The following is a 16886-nucleotide window of genomic DNA, read 5'->3' on the forward strand; positions in this document are numbered from 1 at the left end:
TGGTTACTTTTATTTTAGCAAAAGTGTTCTTATTTTTGTACAACAAAATAATCCAGATGCCAATCAATTTGACTGGTATCTGGATTTTTCGTTTAGACTTATGTCCCAAGCTCTTTTTGTTTCATCAATGAGTATCGCTTTGCAGCAATGAACTTTCATAATAGTTTAAAGATTGTCGCAAATGATTGGCCATCGTCAGTGTGATCTGCCCATTTTGGAACAAAACTTGGACAGTTTCTCGTTCAGCGTCGAGGGCCTTCATATAGTATTCATGCATTAATTTTTGATAATCCTTTTTACTTTGCGTACTTAATTGCTTGATACGTTGAAGTTTATGTAAATACTCATGGAGCTTTTGAGTGACGATATGCTTATGTAACTCAAATCCCTCGCTTGTAGCATCCAAGTCCTTTTTATAGGCGCGGAGAGCATTAATAGCACCCTTAGTACTTTCAATTTCAAGCTTTAGTAGGGAGGTTTCACCTAAGGTCATTTGCTCTGGCTGTTGATTGGATTTAAATTGCCAGAGAGCTAGATTTCCCTGGCGGCGCAAGACTGTTAGCATTCGTTTAAGTGAATTGACAAAGCCAGGCTGAAGAGCCACTTTTTTTGTTGTCACGATTCGGATATAATTTTTTGCAAATCGTTCGGAGACCCCACCATTTTTGACGGTCTCTTCGACACCAGAAAGCTCACCAACGATTGCCACTTCTTGTACTCGCTTTTCTAAAGTGGCATATAAGCGGTTCGTTTGATCGTCATTTTGTTCTTTGTATAAGTATCTCAGACGAGATTCAAATTCTTGAATTAAGTCAGATAGGATTAAGTGATCACGATTACTTAAGGATTCTTGTTTGAGAACCATTAAGGCGTGTTTGACCATCAGTTTACGGGCTTCTAGTTCAGTTAAGTTTTGGTCAGAGCCATCGATAACGTGTTTATTCAAAACATCGGACTTAGCCGAGCAATCATCTCCAACTAATGCTAGCCGTTTTTTCTTTTTGGTTAGAACTGGCAAGGTAATGGTGGCGACAATTAAGCTAGTTAGAATAACCCCACAGGCCAACGTAATAATTAGAGGTCGTTCTACAAATAAGTCTCCATTTGGCAGAACGAGTGGCATGGACATGATGGAAGCCATTGTAACAGCTCCACGAACCCCTGTTAGCCCCGTCATTAGTGCGGTAATAAACGAGGGCTTGTCATTTTTACCATTGTTTTTTCGCAAATAAGTCAGCCACATATACATGTAGGACCAAGCGACACGAATAATCAGTAAGAAAATCCAGATACAGAGAATCCAAAACAGTAAAGTTCCATTGTGAATTAAAGGATTTTCGATTGTCCCTCGCATAGCGATGGGAAGTTCAATTCCTAGTAAGATGAAAACTAATCCATTTAGTAAATAAACCAGTATATCCCACATTTTATTAGTTACTAGGCGCACCTCAGAATGCTGACTTCTAAAGATAGGGGTTTGGTTAATTGATAGAACGCCAGCCGCTACGACAGCAATGACGCCAGATGCGTGGGCAACTTCATCGGCCAGAATATAAATGACGAAGGGGGTTAAAATCTGGATAGTTGTATGAAGTACCACATCTTGAATCCCTTGCTGAACTAGGAAGACACGGAGGAAGTGGGCAAAAGAAATTAAGGCAACTCCGATTAAACCGCCGACAAGAGCCATATACAAAAAGTCACCAGCTGCTTGTGTCACTGAAAAATAGCCAGTCATAAAGGCGGCTAAGGCATATTTAAAGGCGATTAGACCACTAGCATCATTAATGAGACTTTCGCCACTAATTAAGCTTAAAATTTTGGGTGGTAATTTGATCTGTTCCGCAATCCCGTGAACAGCAACTGGGTCAGTTGGTGAAAGGACAGCAACTAAGGCCATTGCTAAGGCTAAAGGAACCTCGGGGATTAGCCAATGAATAAAGAATCCACCGACAATCGTTGTCAATAAGACGAGCCATATTGCATATGCGAAGATGGGGGCTCTTAACTCCCACAGTTCATTTTTAGGAAACAGTTTTCCATCGTTAAATAAAAGTGGCGCTACAAATAACAACATAAACCAATCAGCTTCCAAATTTATCTGGATATCTAATACTAGTGCAATGATAAGCCCTACAGCGATTTCGATTAAAGCTGTTGGGATGGCCACTAGATAATGACTAATAATATTTGACACAATCACAAGTACTATCATCATGATACTTGCTATTAAAACATTCATACACATCACCTCTCTTAGTTATTATACCAAATAAACGTCAGAATTAGTCAATAAAAATAGGTTATATTTAGATATAGTTGACAGTTTGTTTGTGAATATAAGAAAGATTATGATAATATTTTTTAATAAAGGTCTGTCAGATATTGCAAAAAAGGCCGATTTAAGATATAGTGTTCAAAGTGAGAAAGATACTAGAAATGAGGAAATAGTGTGGATAAACAATCAATTTATGGGTTGACGATGAGTGATCTCCAAACGTGGTTTGAAGAGCAGGGAGATAAAAAGTTTCGTGCCACCCAAGTCTGGGATTGGCTCTATATTAAACGTGTCAAAACATTTGCTGAGATGAGCAACTTATCAAAACAAACGATTGACCTTTTAAGTGAGACCTTTGACATGAGTCCGTTAAATCAAGTGGTTGTACAAGAATCTCAAGATGGCACTATTAAGTATTTATTTGAATTGTCGGATAAAAATATGATTGAAACTGTTTTGATGCGACATGAGTATGGACTATCAGTTTGCGTTACAACTCAGGTAGGATGTAACATTGGTTGTACATTTTGCGCAAGTGGCTTGTTGACTAAACAGCGTGATTTAACAGCAGGAGAAATTGTCGCGCAAATTATGCAAGTTCAGTTTTATCTGGATGAGCGCGGCTTGGACGAACGTGTCAGCCATATTGTTGTGATGGGGATTGGCGAGCCATTTGATAATTATGACAATGTTATGAAATTCTTATACATTGTGAATGATGCTAAAGGTTTGGCTATTGGTGCTCGTCATATGACTGTGTCCACTAGTGGACTAATCCATAAGATTCATGAATTTGCTGATAACGGCTTGCAAGTTAATTTGGCCATTTCTTTACATGCTCCAAATAACGAAGTTAGAACGTCAATTATGCGAATTAATCGCAGTAATCCAGTTGAAAAATTGATGGCTGCTGTGGATGATTATATTGAAAAAACGAATCGTCGGATTACGTTTGAATATATTATGCTTTCTAATGTTAATGATCGAGTGGAGCATGCTCAGCAGTTAGCTGATTTATTGAAGGATAAGAAAAAGCTGACGTATGTTAACTTAATACCGTATAATCCTGTGAGCGAGCACGATCAATACAGTCGTAGTACGAAGGAAGATGTCTTAGCTTTTTATGATGTCTTGAAGAAAAATGGCGTGAATTGTGTGATTCGTAAGGAGCAAGGGACAGATATTGATGCGGCTTGTGGTCAATTACGTAGTAAGCAAATTAAGAAAAAAGAACGAAAAAGAGTGACACAATAATGAAAAAGAATGAGGGGGAGACAAAGGTCTCATCCTCATTCTTTTTAGTCATTAAGTCGTTTTAGCTGATAAATTTTTGAAGGGCGCCCAATACCAGTAGGTCGCTCACCGATTTCAACAAAATAGTCTAGCATTGCCTTTTTATAATTGGAGTGATCAATACTTTTGTAATCCACGCCTAAAAATTTAGCAAATACCTTGCGAGCTTCTGTGATGGAAAAATCATCACCTAGGACTTGTAAGACTTTTGGCTCGTGATACATTTTATTGAGAACACGTTTAAATGCTTTCAGAATGATTTGCTCATGGTCGAAAGCAAGGGTTTCTTTTCCAATTGATTTTTCAGAGTCGATATCTAAAATAATTGCATCGTGCTGCCCATTTTCTAGCTTTAACAGATGGCCTTCTCGCTTGATAGTAAACCATTTTGCTGCTTTGGCATCATCGCCTGCTGTTAAGGGGTCTTCACCGATGAAAGCTAAGTAGCTGACGGTAATTACCCAGCCACGCGGGTCACGATTAGGGGTGCTGAAAGTATGCAATTGTTCAATGTTATCTAAGTTTATTGTTACGCCAGTCTCTTCTTGAGTTTCTCTGATGCAACTATCTTCTGTTGCTTCATTACGATTGACAAAGCCACCTGGAAGAGCCCATGAATACTGATAAGGATGGGTATTTCGTTGCACCAATAGAATCTTCAAATGATCCTCGGTACGGTTATAGCAGAGTAAGACATTATCAACCGTGACAGAAGGCGTCTCATATTTTGGCAAATCCTGTTGACCATACCAAGCTAAAAAATCTGCTTCACTTGCTTCGGTCTCATAATAATGTTTTTCTGCCTGCTTAGAAGAAAAATGAGTCATGATTCATCCAACCTTTCTGTTACAATTGTTAATTAAAAGTATTATCTACTTTATTGTAACAGAAAAGCTCAATGAGTAAAACAATAAAAGTGCTGCCGATTATTTAAGCCCACGTTGATAGCGTCTAATTTTTTTTAGAGCCCAATCATAGTGGCTAGAAGTAGCTGAGGCAAAGTAGGAGCCTAGACAAGTTGTGTTGGTCCAAGGATAGACTTTTTTAGTGAATAATTCCTCATCGCTATGAGCATTAATAAGTGACAACATTTTTTTATGGCTAGCAGCTAAGAGGTCGAGGGCCTCATCAAGAGGAGTCGTTTGATACTCTTGCCAGATGACGAGGTTCATCTCAGTAGTTGTTTTCCATGTATAGCCTTCTCGTGGCATGATGGGTTTATTTCCACTCATTCCGACAGTGTACCAATTTTCCATCATTGATTGCCATTCGTAAAGATGAACTAGGACGTCCCGAATTGTACGATCACGATCTTCAAAAGGAAAAGTACCTACTTGCTCCTCAGGGGAAAAGGAGTGAATCATGGTTAATAGTTTTTGATAGTTTGTTTCGCTAAAGCTGAGTAACTCTTCTTTGCTTCGAGCTCTTGCCATTAGTGATCATCCTTTCTTTCCGTAATTTGATAGCAGGCTTCGGTTACCCAGTTTTCAGGGAGCTTGCTTTCATTCGGTGAAACGTGAAAAATATTAAACATTGGTCCAGCAAGCTGAACGTTGCTAATCTCCATCCAGTTAGCAGCGGCTTCTGCGACAACGGGCATTTGGTCATAACTCCCGTTAAAGGTGATAGAGGCGACCAGCATTTCCGGAACCGTTTTAAAGGTGACTGACTCTGTGTTTTGATAACTTCCAGAGACGGAGCTTTGAATCTCAGTTTCAATCGTATGTTCTTGGTACTCATCGCCATGATAGAGGGTGAGACCTAGCGGTGGGGTACTTAGTTTGACATGTTGTTTTTTTGCTTCGACTCCGAGTAGCTCCCATAATTGTCCCTCATCATTATAAGTAGGGATGACTTGCTTAATACTCATAACATAGCGCTCAGGAATTATTTTTTCAACAACATGATAGGTTGATAATGACGTTGATTGGTGAATAATCGCTGTTGCAGAGGCAACTAACTGTTGTTGATGCTTTAATCTAGCAAGTTCTTCAGCGACTTCTTGCTGTCTGATTTCAAAGTAATGATCTAAAGGAATGGCTTGATTTCCTGTTAGCATCTCTTTAATGATGGCTAATGAGAAACCGAGTTCTTGAAGTTGTTTTATCTTGTTAACGGTGGCTAATTGAGCTGCTTGGTAGTAGCGATAATCAGATTCAGGATTAACCTGAAAAGGAGTTAATAGCCCTAACTTATCGTAGTGACGTAACATTCTGACACTTGTATTTGATAATCGTGAAAATTCACCAATTTTAAACATGTGATCCCTCCTGTAAGGTTTTTTATGGTCCCGTTATTTTGTGATTAATGATACTATATAGTCTAACATACTGTCAGAGTCAATAGTAACGCATAATTTTGGGTCAAAAAAAGGAGGAGACAAATGTCTCCTCACTTGATATCAGTTACTTGTTCTTGGAACAACGCTAGCACTCTTTAACTATTTTAGTTAATCTAGAGGGGTTATCTTTCTCGAATGACTTCGATTTTATAACCATCTGGATCAACGATAAAATAATAAGAAGGCGGAACGCCAGGTAAAGCTTTTAAATCAGTGACATTAAAACCAGTAGCTGAGTGTTTGGCATGTAAAGCTTCCAAATCATCAGTTGCAATGGCAATATGACCATAACCATTCCCTAAATCATAAGCTTCATGACCATAGTTATAAGTCAATTCTAACTCATAGCTATCCCCAGGTAAGGTTAAATAAACCAATGTAAATTTGTTTTCTGGAAAATCACGGCGCTTTGTTTCTTTAAAATCAAAGGCTTTTTGGTAAAAATCCAATGACGCGTCTAAATCTTTTACGCGAACACACGTATGTGCCATTTTCATATTAAATCATCCTTTCGAGATAAATGCTTACTCTTTCATTCTAGCATAGAGCGGAATCAGAATTCTAGTTAAATGATCGTTAGTAAGTCAAGTAGATGTATGTTTTTCTTGTTGCACACAAGTCACGGATAACGTAAAATAGAAATAAAACTGAAGGGAAACAAATAAGGATGATAGAAGTTCCGACTTTTGGCGATAAAGTAGAGGGGGAGACGTATGTTGAACGACATGCGGCTTATATTATTATTAAAGATTCTAATGAACAGATTGTTTTGGTTCAAGCTCCCAATGGCGCTTATTTTTTACCAGGGGGAGAGATAGAGGGCGAAGAGACAAAGGTGGAGACCGTTCACCGAGAAGTGCGAGAAGAACTGGGGTTTAAAGTATCGGTTGAGGCTTATCTTGGTCAAGCGGATGATTATTTTTATTCTCGTCATCGAGAGACGTATTTTCATAACCCTGCCTATTTTTTTTCGGCAAAAAATTGGCAGGAAGACGGCGAGCCATTAGAGAATTTTAACGTTATTAAATGGTTTTCGATTGAAGAAGCAATTGAAAAACTCAAACGAGGAAGCCATAAATGGGCGGTTAAAGAATGGCTAAGTGGTAAAAGACAAGAAATTTAGTTATTAATTAGATACCAAAAAAGCAGAGTCCTGGTCTCTGCTTTTTTGGTATCTAAAATTAAGCCCATGTGTTAACTGCGTGAGCGACACCTTGTTCATCGTTTGATTTAGTAATAAAATTTGCCGCTTTTTTGGCATTTTCTGAGGCGTTTGCCATAGCGACACCGATTCCGGCATAGGCTAACATATCTAAGTCATTTTCGTTATCGCCAATGGCCATGACTTCTTCTTGTTTGATAGATAAGCGAGCAGCGAGTTCACTCAGTGCTTGACCTTTACTTGCTTGTTTATTAACGAATTCAAAAAAGAACGGCATGCTATGAAGCATCGTATAGTCTTTGTAGAAGTCAGTTGGAATTTTAGGAATCGCTAGTTCCAATTTACCGGCATGATCTGCAAACATGATTTTATTGTAAGCTTGTTCGGGCATTTCCGCTATCGGGCAGTACTGTAAAGGCATCTGTGTAGCATGAGAATCGAAAACGGTGTATTCGCTAATGTGTCGATTAGGCGTATACATGCTAGCCAGATCAAGAACATGTAGTTTAAGTTCCAATTTATCCCCAAGTTCTGCTATTTTTTGAATATCAGCATAGTTAAGCGTATGTTCAATTAACTTTTTTTGATCGAGATTATGTTGAACGAGGGCTCCGTTATAGCTGATTGTATAATTGTTTTCAGTCAAAAGTCCAAGCTGCTCGATATACGGCAACATGCCGATCATAGGGCGACCCGAGCAGAGGACGACTTTCACACCTTCTGCCGCTTTAGCTTGCAAGGTAGTAATAGTATCTGGATGTAGCTGATGGTGTGAATCGATTAGTGTACCATCAATATCAATGGCAATTAATTTAATAGTCAAAATAAAAAGCTCCTTTAGCGAATAGTCAATTTTTTGTGAGTGTTAAGGCTTCGTTAAAGCACCATTATGAAGATAATGAGTAAAGGCAAAATACTCTTCCACAAATAGGTTGGGTTTGTCGGTTTGAATCATCTCTTTAGGGAAGAAAAAGCGTTCATCGCCATGAGTTTGTCCAGCTAAGGCGGCTACTAAATCACTCGCTTTTGATAATTCAATAAGACTACCATCTTTTTCAATCAATTCAATTTGGGTGCGGTGATGCTTTTGGTCTGGACGGTAAAAATCATATGGTAAGTCATAACTAGTGTTAACAGCCGTATAAAAGGTTGGATTGAAGCCAACTTTTTCAATAAGTTCTTTCATTTCAACAATTAGAGACTCATCCTCATCTGGTTGGAATCTAGCAGATTTAAAGGGTCTGCGATTTAAGAATCGGGCGGTTAAGTCACTCAGGATCTGATCACGGTCGTCAGTCCAGACTGTAAAATAAGTATTCAGAACACCATCGTCTAGTTTGAGGTAATCTGACAACGTGTAATTATTTTCAAAGAATGGAATCAGTAGTCGAGAGTGCCCTTCAAAGTAGTGGGGATCTTCTTCGTAAAGTAATGTGCCGCGCTTTAGCAAATGATCGAGAATGACTTCCATACCTCGTGATACAGGATGAAAATAGACTTGCATGTACATTTGATAGCGGCTGACGATATAATCTTCGACGGCGTGCATGCCATTGGTTGAAAAGCTAATCCCTTCATTATAAGGACGAATGACTCGCAGAATACGAGTTAAATCAAAGGTGCCGTATTCGGTGCCAGTAAAATAGGCATCCCGCAATAGGTAGTCCATACGGTCGGCATCAATTTGACTAGAAATCATTTGGACGACTTGAGGATTGGGGTAATCTTTTCGAATGACGCTGGCAACTTTTTCGGGGAAGCCTTCTTCTACTTGATTTAGACATTGAAATACTTCTGTTTCAGGTGACGTAATGATTTTAATTGTAAACTCTTCATGATTAGTGTTGAAAATCCCTTCAAATGTATGGGAATAAGGCCCGTGACCAACATCGTGCAGTAGAGCCGCACAAAGAGCAACGAGGCGCTCGCGATCATCCCAACCATTTTCAGGGTCTTCTTCAATTGAATAGTTGCGGCTGAAAAGGTCGCAAATCCTTCGGGTAATTTCATACACGCCTAGTGAATGCCCGAAACGGCTGTGTTCTCCTCCGTGGAAAGTAAACGAGGTTGTTCCTAATTGTTTAATTCGGCGTAATCGTTGAAACTCTTTTGTATTAATCAAATCGAGAATGACTTGGTGCTGTACGTGAATATAGTCATGGACAGGGTCACGAAAGACTTTTTCTATCGGTAATTGTTGGTCTTTATAGGGAATACTCAAGGTGCTTCAACTCCTTTTTCAATAATATCACTGTTGCGACGTCGCATTTTTTCAAGGTTTTTATTCAGTTCATCAGTCAAGTCTTTTTCAGCTACATAGGTTTCGAGCTCGGGTTCATGTAGGGTTTGCTCAAACTCACGAATAAAGAGTGCTTTTATTCGTTTTATTACCATCTTAGCGGTTAGAGGTGTGTGAAGAAGTTCGCTTAAATTGGCCATTGATGCAACTCTGACAGGTGGATACCCGTTTTGTCCAAAGGCTTCTGCTAGGCCAGCTTGATAAAAGTGACGAATCAACTCGCCGCGTTCATCTTGAGCTCCCTCAACACTTAAATAGATCATAACAGCAATTCCTTCTCGAATTCGTCTTTGAGCGATTCCAGCAAACTTCCGATTATTGATACTTAAATCGTAGTCGCCGGGACAATAGGAGTCACTGATTTCCTTAGCTTCAATAGTGACGTCAAAGTCGGCAAAAGCTTTTTGAATAACCAAAAGCATTAGCTCGTAAGCGTCTGGAATACTTATTTTTTGAGTGTCGGGTAACGGAATAATTAGTGAAAAATTAAGAATACCTGAGTCGGCTACAACGGCTAAACCGCCAGAATTTCGCGCAACATAATGATACTTGTGGTTGTCTAAAACTTCTAGTGCCTGCGGTAGTAAAGGGAGTCGGGTGTCTTTCATTCCTAGTATCACGGTTTTATCAGCTTCCCAGAAGTGTAGAATTGGTTGTTTGCTGTCACCAGCTTCTTTGGTTAGTAAATCGGTATAGGCGAAAGGATACAACGCATCTGGTATCTCTAAAGCACTTTGTTCAAAGACATAAAGGTCTTTCTTATTCAAAATAGTTTGCATTAACTCCATGTAATCAACAGCTTTCTCTATGTAAAATTACCTAATTAATAGGTCTAAATTTAGTTGCTTCAACTTTCATTATATACGATTGGCTCGCAAAATGTGAGGAATTCAGATCGAAAGTCTAAGAAAATACGGGATTTTGGATCGGATAGGTGAAACTTGAAAATTATTAAAATAAACAGTACACTACTTTACATATGTTTTAATTAAGAGCAAATGTAAAAAAGGGGGAGTCAGTGGTGACAAATGAGCAAAAAATACCAAATAGAGCCTTCCTTAAGGATGAAGAATTTGTTGATCTGCTGAAAAAAATGTGGCAGATTCGATTGTTTGAAGAAGAGGTTGAGGCTCTTTATCAGGCAGGAGAAATCCACGGAACTCTGCATCTTTGTATTGGACAAGAAGCGACGGCAGTCGGTAGTGGCTATTTATTGCGCAAACAAGACTGGATGATGTCAACTCACCGAAATCATGGTCATTCTTTAGCCAAAGGGACCAATCAGCGGGGGATGTTAGCGGAAATTCTTGGTCGTAGGACTGGAACCAATAAGGGAAAGGGCGGCAGTATGCACATTACGGATGTGGCAGCGGGGAATCTGGGCTCTAATGGAATTGTTGGAGGAAATTATCCTTTGGCAGCAGGCGCTGCTTTGACGGCAAAAATGACTGGCACGGATCAAGTGGTGATGGCTTACAATGGAGACGGCTCTGTTAATGAGGGAAGTTTTCATGAGGCGCTTAACTTGGCGAGTATCTGGCAGTTGCCAGTAATCTTTTTCATTGAAAATAATCAATATGGTATGAGTTCGGCGATTACGGATATGATGAACGTTAAACGAGTTGCTGACCGTGCTTCTAGCTATGGAATACCAGGAGTTACGATTGATGGTAATGATATTGTAGCGGTTATTGATGCTACTCAAGAAGCGATAACTCGCTGTCGAGAAGGGAAAGGTCCTATCTTGATTGAAGCATTAACCTACCGTCATTGCGGACATTCTAAATCTGACAAGCGGTTATATCGTAGTTTGCAAGAGGAAGAAGCTTGGCGACAACGGGATCCGATTCAGCGTTTAACTAAATTATTGTTGACTCAGGGATTAATCTCCGAGGAGCAGCTGATTGATATGCAGCTTGTTTTGAAGCAAGAGTTAGCGGAGTTGGTAGCGAGCGTGAAAAAAGATTTGCGACCAAGTTCAGCTGATTTATATACAGATGTTTACGCAGGAGGCCATGATGAGACAGCTAACTTATAAAGAAGCACTAAATGAAGCCCTAGATGAAGCAATGACGCTTGATCCTTTCGTTTTTTTACTTGGAGAAGATATCGGCATATACGGAGGTGGTTTTGGTGTTACCCAAGGACTTCAAGAGAAATTTGGCACGGAGCGAGTGCGTGATACACCTATCTCAGAAAGTGCCATAGCAGGCGTCGCCGTGGGTTCGGCTATGACAGGCTTACGTCCCATTGTAGAATTACAGTTTTCAGACTTTATTACAATTGCGATGGATCAGCTAGTAAATCAAGGGGCTAAAATTCATTATATGTCAGGGGGACAACTTCAGGTTCCCTTAGTACTGCGAACGGCTGGTGGATCTGGGACAGGCGCTGGGGCACAGCATTCTCAAAGTCTAGAAAGTTGGTTGGCTCATATTCCGGGATTGAAGGTTGTTCAGCCAGCGACAGCCTATGATGCTAAAGGGTTGCTCCATGCAGCAATTGCAGATAATAATCCAGTGATTTTTTACGAGCACAAACAGTGCTATCAAACGATTGCTGAGGTGCCTGAGGGGAGATATGATATTCCTTTAGGTGTGGCAGATGTTAAACGTCAAGGACATGATGTGACCATCATCGCTACCAGCTGGATGGTTCATCAATCGCTTGCAGCAGCAGAATTATTAGCTAAGGAACAGATATCGGTCGAGGTAATTGATCCTAGAACACTTGTCCCGTTGGATTTAGCAACGATTCTAACGAGTATTAAGAAAACTAAACGAGTGTTGGTGGTTACGGAGGCTGTTAAGCGCGGTGGTTTTGGTGCTGAGATTGTTGCTCAAATTGCTGAAAATGAGTTGGCAGCAGGCTTAAAAACACCGATTCAACGCTTAGGAGGAGAGGCCGTTCCTCTACCAGTCGCAGTTGAACTAGAGAAATTAGCGATACCTCAAGTGATCGATATTGTTACCAAGGTACGTCACATGTGTCAATAAATAAAGTGAGGGACTAAAATGAAATTAACAGAGGATCGTCGTAAACTTTTGAAGGTGGCTAGTTTGTATTATCGAGATGGTTTAACACAGGCGGAGATTGCGACACATATGGGGATTTCTCGACCAGTTATTTCTAAGATGTTGCAACTTGCAAAGGAACAAGGAATGGTAACAATCCAAATCAAGGATGAACATGGGGAAGTGATACAACTGGCCAATGATTTAATCCGAAAGTATCAGTTGCAAGAAGCGATTGTGGTTCCTTTAGGTGTTCAGCAGAGCCAGATAAAAAAAGAAGTAGCTCAAGCAGCGGCCGCGTATATTAGCAGCTGTTTGCCTGAGGTGCAGACAATTGGAATTTCTTGGGGCACAACCTTAGCCGAGGTTGTTGATGCAATGGCTTATGGAGAATTTGCGGATAAAATGGTACGGCCCTTAGTTGGTGGCGTTGCTAGTCAACATGTTTACTACGATACAAATCATTTAGCTTTTAGACTGAGTGAAAAGTTAGGGGCGAACTGTAGTTACTTCTATGCGCCTGCTTTGGCAGAATCTCGTGAGCTTGCAGATGTTTTAATTAATAGTGAGTTTATTCAAAGGGCGCTTGATGATGCAAAGTCTGTTGATTTGGCACTGATAGGCGTTGGCAATCCACAGAAGGATTCTACTTGGCGTCAGCTAGGCTATATATCGGAGACGTGCGTGTGTGATTCGGCAATTGTAGGCGATGCGGTAGGTTCTTTATTTGACAAAAATGGCAAAACGGTTAACAATAAACTGACAGAGAGAATGATAGGTGTTAAGGTGGAAGAATTGTCCGCTATTCCTAAAACGCTATTGATCGGAGCAGGTGCTCAGAAGGCAGAGAGCGTCAACGGTTTATTAGTTGGCAAACGAGCGAATCTGTTAGTTGTGGATCAAGCTTTGGCGGAAGCCTTGATGCTCATTAACTAAGTAGACAAAGGAGTTAATAAACAGTGAAAAATGGCACACCCGTACAAATACAATTACAGACAGAAGTTTATCAAAATAATGATAAGCAAGAACATTTTTTTGACGTTGCTGGACAGCTTGTCCAAATAGGAAGTACGCTTTATTTACGTTATCAAGAAAAGGAAGAAGAGGCTGAGCCGGTTCAAGTGACGATTAAAATTGAGGCAGACGGCACAGTTCAATTAATCAGAGCAAGTCAAACGCGTACTCGGTTGAGATTTAATTATCAGCAAGAAAATCATTCTAATTACCGAACTCCTTATGGCATGATGGAGGTTAGAACATTTACTAATAATTTAAGAGTGAGCTTGAAAGATCAGCCAACCTCTGGACAGGTCTCAATTGACTATGATCTTTACGCTGGCGATGAAAAACTTGGCGTGTATCATTTGCGATTAGCCTTTACAGCCTAAGCGTGAGATAAATGAATTTAGCATGCAATTTTTATAAGAAAAAGCATATTTTCATTGCTTTTTACAAGCATACTATTGTATGATAAGGAGTAGACTGTGAAAGGACGTGTGCCGTTTGGAAATAAAAGCTTTTGAAGGTATTAGCAAAGATGAATTATCAATGATTGAAGTTGCGCATGCAATTTTAGAACAACGCGCTGATGTCATGGAATTTTCAGATTTAGTTAACCAAATCCAAAACTTTTTAGGTAAAGCTGATAGCGATATTCGCGAAATCTTGCCACAATTTTATACAGATTTAAATCTGGATGGTAGTTTTATTTCTCTAGGGGAAAACCGTTGGGGCTTGCGCTCATGGTATCCAATCGATTCAATTGACGAAGAAGTCTCTCATTTAGGAGAAGACGAAGACGAGGATACGCCACGTCGTAAGAAACGTAAAAAAGTCAATGCTTTCTTAGATATGAACGATGAAAATGCCATTGATTACAATGATGATGATCCGGAAGATGCAGATTTAGTTGACGATGAAGAAGAAGATTACATCGATGACGAAGAGGAAGAAGACGAAGAGGAAATCGCTGAATATAATAAAGATTTATCAGAAATTGGTGCTGACGATATTGATGAAGAAGAGGTCCCAGAAGGTGTTGAGGACGAGTTAACAATCATTGATGAAGACGACATTGATTATGAGTTAGATGAAGACGAAGAAGAGGAAGAGACTGCTGAGTAGCTCTTCTTTAAAGCTAAGCTGAGAGGCTTGGCTTTTTTGTTTTATAGAAAAGAAAGGTGCTATGACATTCCCTGTCACAGCACCTTTCTTTGTATTCAACTAGTGTATCAGAAGATGGTAAGGAATAACCAATAGATAGAGGCCGCATTTTGTTTAGTCATGTAGTTGATCCATTTAATCCAAGGGCCGTGGCCTGTAACTAATTGAATAATAATGCTGGCGACTAGTATAAGGATAAGTAAGATAAATAAACCAGTAAAAAATCGAGTACTTGTCTTAACATCACTAAAAAATCGATCAAATAAGGTAGTTCGATGGCTATTTTGATCAATGGTGATTGCATTTAATTTAGGCAAAATATCCACCATATTTTCAAATTTTCGTGCATCGGCAGGCTGTAAAAACTCTGTAAAAATAGCGGTATTTGATTGGAAATCTAACGTATACCAGCCAGTTTGTTTACGTCTTGGAAGTGCTCCTTTTTGCCAATCAAAGTAACCAACCGTATGAGGCTCAAAACGGATGCCTTTAATGGTTTCGTAAGGGTAAGAATGATAGAGTCTTTCTTCAAGAAACTCGATAAGAACAGTAAAAATCATTCGTTCATTGGTGAATACAAGCATTCGGTTGCCTCGCAAATCAAGAAAATTATCACGGTATTTTTTTGCTTGCGGATTGGTAACATACGTCATTCCCATAAAGCCGTTAGTTGCCATTGCAGAGTTTTCTTCATTAGTAAATGGTAGATAGCCAGCTATTGTTTCGTCGGGAGCTAAGTCAGTTGTGAGGTCTGCAATGATTTCTTCCATTTGAATATACAACTGTGTTTGTTTAAATAATTGTTTCTTTTGACCAGCAGTTAGGTCTTTGTCGCCAGTTAGAGTCACTGTTTTTTGATTTTGATTAAGTTCGGCCATTACTTGCTTAAAGGTGTTTTTACTGTTTATCATGATATCGTCCCTCCTGATTTTTGTAAATCGCGCCGTAATTTTTTACGTCCGCGTGATAATCGGTTATAAACTATTTCTGGTGTTAAATTGAGATCCTTGGCGATTTCGTTGACTTTATCTTGATAGAAATAGTGCTTTAAAAAGATAATTTGATCCTCTGCTGAAAGAGTGGCAAGCAACGTTAAAAAGTTTTCTTGTTCAAAATAATGTTCCTCTAGCTTTTCATCAAATTCGGCTGAATCAGTTGGGCTTAGCTTCAATTGTCGAATAATACGCCTCTTTTCATCCAGTGCCTTATTTCTTGCAACGACGGTAATCCACGTTTTTAAACTACTTTTTGCTGGATCAAATTGTTTAAGCTCTTTCCATAATTGATAAAAAACTTTGTTTTGTACGTCTTGAATATAACTATTTTCAGCAGGATGGTTCAGAATATAATGAATGGTTCGTAATATATCCGCGCCAAATAAGTCTATTAATTGCTCCAGCCCTTGGAAATCATCATTTGTTACTCGTCTCAGTATTTCCTGTTCTTTTTCATTCACACCTCTCACCCTCCATCTTCACCTTAATATACGAAAGGACTCGCTTGTTTCTATCCATCATTCAGTTTTTAGTTTAAGTGTATGCTGATAAAAAAATATTAGCAAATAAATTTATTAAGTTATTTTTACGTATTAAGACTATGAGGAAATGATGGAAGGAGGAGGAGAAGGATGTCGCTAAAAAGGTGGCTTAGAGATCATCAGTACATCATTTTGCTAATTGTATTAAGTGGGAGTTTAATTTTGGGTTTTGGCGTGTTTCAACTAAGTAAGGAAACGAAACGGTCAGAATCCACGATTTTTTCTGTAGGCGAGAGCGTAGCAAGCGAGGCAGAGCAGTCAAAAGATGAAGAAATCAGTCAGGTTTATACGGACATTAAAGGGGCGGTGGTTAAGCCTGGGATGTATCAGATAACTAAAAATGCCCGAGTGTTAGACGTGGTTAATATGGCTGGTGGATTCACGGAAGCAGCTGATCAAAGTCAAGTGAATTTTTCTCAGTTAGTAGAGGATCAAATGGTTATCTACGTGCCAACGTCAGCAGAGGATATGGCACAATGGCAATCAGTGATGCCAGATACTCAAGGGGCTGACGTAACAGGCACTAAAGAATCGGCTAAAATTAATCTGAATACCGCTGATAGCGCAGCCCTCCAACAACTGAATGGAATTGGAGAGAAGAAGGCTATTGCAATCATTGCCTACCGAGAAGAAAAGGGATCGTTTAAAACGATTGATGATCTCAAAGAGGTGGCAGGGATTGGCGACAAAACATTTGAAAATTTAAAGGATGATATTGAGGTCTAATAAGAGAAAGGAATAATTTCAGTAATAGGAGAGAATGATAGTTAAAGATTATGGTTGCAATCTTATAGGGACA

General features: G+C 39.4%; 18 protein-coding genes. 8 read left to right on the forward strand and 10 right to left on the reverse strand.

All coding sequences use genetic code 11. The annotated features are described in order from the left end of the window. Window positions 1-124 precede the first annotated feature (124 nt). A complete protein-coding gene (locus AC5KOD_RS11185) occupies window positions 125-2242 on the reverse strand; it encodes a cation:proton antiporter (RefSeq protein WP_496914644.1) in 2118 nt (705 codons plus the stop codon). 210 nt (window positions 2243-2452) lie between these two features. Between AC5KOD_RS11185 and rlmN the strand changes: the two genes are divergently transcribed. Next, complete coding sequence (gene rlmN, locus AC5KOD_RS11190; protein WP_496914645.1) at window positions 2453-3532, forward strand: dual-specificity RNA methyltransferase RlmN; 1080 nt, start codon at window positions 2453-2455, stop codon at window positions 3530-3532. Window positions 3533-3576: 44 nt separating this feature from the next. On the opposite strand, the gene AC5KOD_RS11195 is transcribed toward rlmN, so the two are convergent. From AC5KOD_RS11195 to gloA, 4 genes are all read right to left on the reverse strand, one after another. Next, complete coding sequence (locus AC5KOD_RS11195) at window positions 3577-4398, reverse strand: NUDIX domain-containing protein (RefSeq protein WP_496914646.1); 822 nt, start codon at window positions 4396-4398, stop codon at window positions 3577-3579. A 99-nt stretch (window positions 4399-4497) separates the two neighbouring features. Next, on the reverse strand, window positions 4498-5004 hold the full coding sequence (locus tag AC5KOD_RS11200) for a ClbS/DfsB family four-helix bundle protein (RefSeq protein WP_496914647.1): 507 nt from the start codon (window positions 5002-5004) through the stop codon (window positions 4498-4500). Further along, entirely contained in the window at window positions 5004-5831 is an 828-nt protein-coding gene (locus tag AC5KOD_RS11205; protein WP_496914648.1) for a MerR family transcriptional regulator, read from the reverse strand. Before AC5KOD_RS11205 ends, AC5KOD_RS11200 begins: the two co-directional genes overlap by 1 nt. A 203-nt stretch (window positions 5832-6034) precedes the next feature. Further along, on the reverse strand, window positions 6035-6409 hold the full coding sequence (gloA, locus tag AC5KOD_RS11210; protein WP_496914649.1) for a lactoylglutathione lyase: 375 nt from the start codon (window positions 6407-6409) through the stop codon (window positions 6035-6037). Between the two features lie 173 nt (window positions 6410-6582). Here gloA and AC5KOD_RS11215 point away from each other — a divergent pair, with 173 nt between their 5' ends. Continuing rightward, window positions 6583-7035: an NUDIX hydrolase gene (locus tag AC5KOD_RS11215; RefSeq protein ID WP_496914698.1), complete on the forward strand. Its 453-nt coding sequence runs from the start codon at window positions 6583-6585 to the stop codon at window positions 7033-7035. A 58-nt stretch (window positions 7036-7093) separates the two neighbouring features. Here the strand turns inward: AC5KOD_RS11215 and yidA are convergent, their stop codons facing one another. The 3 genes from yidA to AC5KOD_RS11230 are packed head-to-tail and all read right to left on the reverse strand — an operon-like array spanning window position 7094 to window position 10161. Further along, entirely contained in the window at window positions 7094-7897 is an 804-nt protein-coding gene (yidA, locus tag AC5KOD_RS11220; protein WP_496914650.1) for a sugar-phosphatase, read from the reverse strand. A 42-nt stretch (window positions 7898-7939) separates the two neighbouring features. Then, window positions 7940-9295, reverse strand: coding sequence for an HD domain-containing protein (locus tag AC5KOD_RS11225; protein WP_496914651.1), 1356 nt, complete (start codon window positions 9293-9295; stop codon window positions 7940-7942). Further along, window positions 9292-10161, reverse strand: coding sequence for a lipoate--protein ligase family protein (locus AC5KOD_RS11230; protein WP_496914652.1), 870 nt, complete (start codon window positions 10159-10161; stop codon window positions 9292-9294). Before AC5KOD_RS11230 ends, AC5KOD_RS11225 begins: the two co-directional genes overlap by 4 nt. A 233-nt stretch (window positions 10162-10394) precedes the next feature. Here AC5KOD_RS11230 and AC5KOD_RS11235 point away from each other — a divergent pair, with 233 nt between their 5' ends. The 5 genes from AC5KOD_RS11235 (at window position 10395) to rpoE (ending at window position 14511) form a co-directional block, all read left to right on the forward strand. Continuing rightward, on the forward strand, window positions 10395-11411 hold the full coding sequence (locus tag AC5KOD_RS11235; RefSeq protein ID WP_496914653.1) for a thiamine pyrophosphate-dependent dehydrogenase E1 component subunit alpha: 1017 nt from the start codon (window positions 10395-10397) through the stop codon (window positions 11409-11411). Next, window positions 11392-12369: an alpha-ketoacid dehydrogenase subunit beta gene (locus AC5KOD_RS11240; protein ID WP_496914654.1), complete on the forward strand. Its 978-nt coding sequence runs from the start codon at window positions 11392-11394 to the stop codon at window positions 12367-12369. Before AC5KOD_RS11235 ends, AC5KOD_RS11240 begins: the two co-directional genes overlap by 20 nt. 18 nt (window positions 12370-12387) lie before the next feature. After that, on the forward strand, window positions 12388-13323 hold the full coding sequence (locus AC5KOD_RS11245) for a sugar-binding transcriptional regulator (protein WP_496914655.1): 936 nt from the start codon (window positions 12388-12390) through the stop codon (window positions 13321-13323). Window positions 13324-13346: 23 nt separating this feature from the next. Then, the gene (locus AC5KOD_RS11250; RefSeq protein ID WP_496914656.1) at window positions 13347-13775 is read left to right on the forward strand and encodes a YwiB family protein; all 429 of its coding nucleotides are present in this window, start codon (window positions 13347-13349) and stop codon (window positions 13773-13775) included. A 115-nt stretch (window positions 13776-13890) separates the two neighbouring features. Next, entirely contained in the window at window positions 13891-14511 is a 621-nt protein-coding gene (gene rpoE, locus AC5KOD_RS11255) for a DNA-directed RNA polymerase subunit delta (RefSeq protein WP_496914657.1), read from the forward strand. Window positions 14512-14618: 107 nt separating this feature from the next. Here the strand turns inward: rpoE and AC5KOD_RS11260 are convergent, their stop codons facing one another. Together AC5KOD_RS11260 and AC5KOD_RS11265 are read right to left on the reverse strand one after the other, a co-directional pair. Next, on the reverse strand, window positions 14619-15461 hold the full coding sequence (locus AC5KOD_RS11260; protein WP_496914658.1) for a hypothetical protein: 843 nt from the start codon (window positions 15459-15461) through the stop codon (window positions 14619-14621). After that, on the reverse strand, window positions 15458-16006 hold the full coding sequence (locus tag AC5KOD_RS11265) for a sigma-70 family RNA polymerase sigma factor (RefSeq protein WP_496914659.1): 549 nt from the start codon (window positions 16004-16006) through the stop codon (window positions 15458-15460). The genes AC5KOD_RS11260 and AC5KOD_RS11265 overlap by 4 nt, the downstream gene beginning before the upstream one ends. A 171-nt stretch (window positions 16007-16177) precedes the next feature. On the opposite strand from AC5KOD_RS11265, the gene AC5KOD_RS11270 reads away from it, so the two are divergent. Continuing rightward, window positions 16178-16813: a helix-hairpin-helix domain-containing protein gene (locus tag AC5KOD_RS11270; RefSeq protein ID WP_496914660.1), complete on the forward strand. Its 636-nt coding sequence runs from the start codon at window positions 16178-16180 to the stop codon at window positions 16811-16813. Window positions 16814-16886: the final 73 nt, after the last annotated feature.

This window comes from Vagococcus sp. WN80Y (genome assembly GCF_059621045.1).